General features: G+C 55.9%; 4 protein-coding genes. 2 read left to right on the top strand and 2 right to left on the bottom strand.

Annotated features, from left to right (window positions below; translation table 11 throughout):
- On the bottom strand, window positions 1–684 hold a 684-nt coding region (locus WBM93_RS05085; protein WP_424429032.1), incomplete at its 3' end, for a DUF4131 domain-containing protein.
- Between the two features lie 100 nt (window positions 685–784).
- Between WBM93_RS05085 and gltX the strand changes: the two genes are divergently transcribed.
- The gene (gene gltX, locus WBM93_RS05080) at window positions 785–2,188 is read left to right on the top strand and encodes a glutamate--tRNA ligase (protein WP_424429035.1); all 1,404 of its coding nucleotides are present in this window, start codon (window positions 785–787) and stop codon (window positions 2,186–2,188) included.
- A 26-nt stretch (window positions 2,189–2,214) separates the two neighbouring features.
- The gene (locus tag WBM93_RS05075) at window positions 2,215–3,498 is read left to right on the top strand and encodes a citrate synthase (protein WP_424429029.1); all 1,284 of its coding nucleotides are present in this window, start codon (window positions 2,215–2,217) and stop codon (window positions 3,496–3,498) included.
- A gap of 52 nt (window positions 3,499–3,550) precedes the next feature.
- On the opposite strand, the gene WBM93_RS05070 is transcribed toward WBM93_RS05075, so the two are convergent.
- Window positions 3,551–4,061: sensor histidine kinase (locus tag WBM93_RS05070; protein ID WP_424429027.1), on the bottom strand; the 511-nt coding region annotated here is incomplete at its 5' end.

Below are 4,061 nucleotides of genomic sequence, written 5' to 3'. Positions count from 1 at the left end.
GGGATCGGCGGGTCGCAATATGGTGATATCACCCAGCGCCTGACCGGTAGCGCCGAGCCCCTGAAACCATGCGCGCTCGGAGAAATCATAAGCGCCTGGAAGGGCGGGCATCGCGGGTGGCATCAGCCGCGCGCGCAACTGGATCAGAGCGCCGCTTTGCAGTGCCGGATTGGTATGATCGAGTGGCACATTGACCCGGACTCGAGGCGGAAGCCCGGCTTTTCTTCCGGTCTGCAACACGAGCCTCACCATGTCTCGCGCCAATACCGGTTCGACCCGTTCGATCTCGGCATTGAATGATATTACGGCCGGACGATCCAGCACAGGTGCGGCGACCTGCCATGAACGGAACCAGATAAGACAGCAGCCAATTGCGGCAAACAGGAAGAACCAGAAAAGCACGCTTTCTATCCTGGTCTCTCGTCCCCTTGTGATCACGATCAGGCCAATAGCGCCACAAAGGCTCGTGAAAGCAAGCCACCATGCCGGAGCAGCAAGATTGAACCAGGCCGCAATCCCGCATCCCAGCGCCACCGGCAACCAGAGAGGCAACTGATCACGCTCCTTTTCCAGCAGCCGTTCGAGCTTTTCCAGAGCCCTTTCTCGACGCAAATATTCAAGCAATTGTCGCGGATGAAACAGCGTGCTAAGGGCAAGCCTGATCGGACCGGAACCGGTGCTCATGGTGCCATTCGGGCTCAATCCATCCCGCATTTCCCAAATCTATCACAGGGGCCAAGCAAGCGTGAATTCAAATGATGATAATCAGCCGAAACAGACAAATATGGTCGTAACCCGCTTTGCGCCCTCCCCGACCGGATTTCTGCATATCGGCGGCGCCCGTACCGCCATGTTCAACTGGTTGTTCGCCCGCCATCACGGCGGCAAAGCGCTGCTGCGGATCGAAGACACAGACAAGGCGCGCTCGACCCAGGAGGCGATTGACGCGATCAGCGAAGGGCTGGACTGGCTCGGACTCGACTGGGATGGCGAAACCGTCTTCCAATCAGAACGCGCTACGCGCCATGCCGAAGTCGCCAATGAGCTGGTCGCCTCAGGCAATGCGTATAAATGTTTCGCGACCCCCGAAGAGCTGACCGAAATGCGCGAAAAACAACGGGCCGAGAAAAAGCCGATGCGCTATGACGGCCGCTGGCGCGATCGCGATCCGTCGGAAGCGACAGCGGGCGCGCCGTTCGCGATCCGGCTAAAAACCGAAACCTCTGGTAAAGTGACCATCGCCGACAAGGTGCAAGGCGATGTTTCGGTCCAGAATGGCGAGATTGACGACTTCATCCTGCTGCGCTCCGACGGCACACCGACCTATATGCTCGCGGTGGTCGTCGATGATCATGATATGGGTGTCACCCATCTTATCCGCGGCGATGATCATCTCAACAATGCCTTCCGCCAACTGGCCCTGATCCGGGCGATGGGCTGGCCCGAACCGGTTTATGCCCATATTCCCCTGATCCACGGCAATGACGGCGCCAAGCTGTCCAAACGCCATGGCGCGCTGGGCGTCGAAGCCTATCGCGATATGGGTATATTGTCGGACGCGATGTTCAACTATCTACTGCGTCTGGGCTGGGGACATGGCGACGATGAAATCATTTCCCGCGCGCAGGCAATCGAATGGTTCGATCTATCCGGCGTCGGCAAATCCCCTTCGCGCTTTGATACCAAGAAGCTTCAAAATCTGAACGGCCATTATATGCGCGATGCCGCAGATGCGGATCTGGTTCGGCTTGCAACCCCTTGGATCGAAAAGGATTTGGGCCAGCCCCTAGGGTCATCGGACAAGGAATTGCTCGGTAAGGCGATGCCGGTTTTGAAAAGCCGGGCAAAGAATCTGATCGAATTGAGCGAATCCAGTCTTTTTCTCTTTAAAAAGAGACCACTTGGCCTCGACGAACGGGCAGAAAATCTGCTAGACGATGTTGCACGGACGCTGCTTAAATCGATTCATCTTGGCTTGACTGATCTGGAAAACTGGACTCTCGAGGCGACGGAAGAAACCATAAAAGCGATCGCGGAGTCTGCCGAATTGGGATTGGGGAAGCTCGCACAACCTATGCGCGCCGCCTTGACGGGAAGTACCAGTTCACCCGGAATTTTTGACGTCCTGATCCTTCTTGGCAAAGAAGAATCTCTGGGCCGTCTCGCAGATCAAATAGAAAACACCTGAGTTTCAGGAGCAGAAAGGAACATATCGTGGGCGATAACGCAAAATTCAGCATCAACGGCGCAGATCACGAATATCCGGTTCTGACGGGCACAACAGGCCCCGATGTCGTCGATATTCGCAAATTATACGGCCAGACCGGCGCCTTCACCTATGACCCCGGCTTCACATCGACCGCCAGTTGCGAATCCGAGCTGACCTTCATCGACGGCGGTGAAGGCGTATTGCTCCACCGCGGCTATCCCATCGAACAGCTCGCCGAGCACAGCAGCTTCATGGAAGTCGCGCATCTTTTGCTTCGTGGAGAGCTGCCGTCTGCGGATGAATTTTCCGATTTCAACAACACGATCACCCGCCACACCATGGTGCACGAACAATTGCGCGGTTTTTACCAGGGTTTCCGTCGCGATGCGCATCCCATGGCCATCATGTGCGGTGTGGTTGGCGCGTTGTCAGCTTTCTATCATGACAGCACCGACATCAACGATCCGGCGCAGCGGATGATCGCCAGCCACCGTCTGGTAGCAAAAATGCCGACCATCGCCGCCATGGCCTACAAATATTCAATCGGTCAGCCGTTCGTCTATCCGGACAACGATCTCTCCTATACCGGCAACTTCCTGCGCATGACATTTGGCGTCCCCGCCGAAGAATATGAAGTCCACCCGGCGATTGAAAAAGCCATGGACCGGATTTTCATCCTCCATGCCGATCATGAACAAAATGCGTCGACATCAACCGTCCGGCTTGCCGGTTCATCCGGCGCAAACCCGTTTGCCTGCATCGCGGCCGGCATTGCCTGCCTCTGGGGCCCTGCACACGGCGGCGCCAATGAAGCGGCGCTTAATATGCTCCATGAAATCGGTCATCCCGACCGTATTCCGGAATATATCAAACGCGCCAAGGACAAGGATGATCCGTTCCGCCTGATGGGATTTGGCCACCGCGTTTACAAAAATTACGACCCGCGTGCATCGGTGATGCAGGAAACGGTACGCGAAGTATTTGAAACGCTGAAGGTCAAGGATCCGGTGTTTGATGTCGCCTTGCAACTGGAAGAAATGGCGCTCAACGATCCGTATTTTATCGACAAGAAACTCTTCCCGAATGTCGATTTCTATTCCGGAATCATCCTGTCGGCGATCGGTTTCCCGACCTCGATGTTCACCGTTCTCTTTGCCCTCGCCCGCACCGTCGGCTGGGTCGCCCAGTGGAACGAAATGATTTCCGATCCCGGCCAGCGCATCGGTCGGCCGCGTCAGCTCTACACAGGTCCGGCCAAGCGCGACTATGTGTCGATCGACAAGCGGTAGAGACAATAGTTATTCTAGAAAACGGGGAGCCTCTGCGCTCCCTTTTTTTTGGCTATTTTCGGTCAGGAAGCGCCAGGGTGAAGGTAGAACCTTTACCAGTCAAACTCTCGACGGTGAGACTGCCGCCCATAGCACCAGCGAGCCGGCGAGAAATAAACAGCCCCAATCCGCTGCCACCATCGCCCGATCGGCCCAGTCGTTCGAATTTCTCAAAAATCCGGTCCTGATCTTCGGCAGCAATGCCGTCGCCTTGATCGGTCACCGAAATCTTGGCAAATTGTTCATCGGCAGAAACACGCAGTTTGATCACAGAACCGTCCGGCGAATAGCGGATGGCATTGCCGATCAGATTGACGAGAATTTGCAGCGACCGGCGAAATTCGCCGCGCGCCGGAAGTTTTTCACCCTCATCGGGAAGATCGATTCGTATCTGATGGTCGGAAGCCTTGACCGCAAGCAAGCCAGCGGCACGGTGAGCAAGATCGATAAGATCGATATCATCCGCAGCAACCGTAAATTCTGGCCTTTCAATCGCCTCCAGATCGGAGAGATCATTGACCAGA

The organism is Parasphingorhabdus sp., from assembly GCF_049667325.1.
GTDB lineage: Bacteria > Pseudomonadota > Alphaproteobacteria > Sphingomonadales > Sphingomonadaceae > Parasphingorhabdus.
Note: the sequence above shows the minus strand (reverse complement) of the source record. Positions and strands in the feature narration are given on the sequence as shown.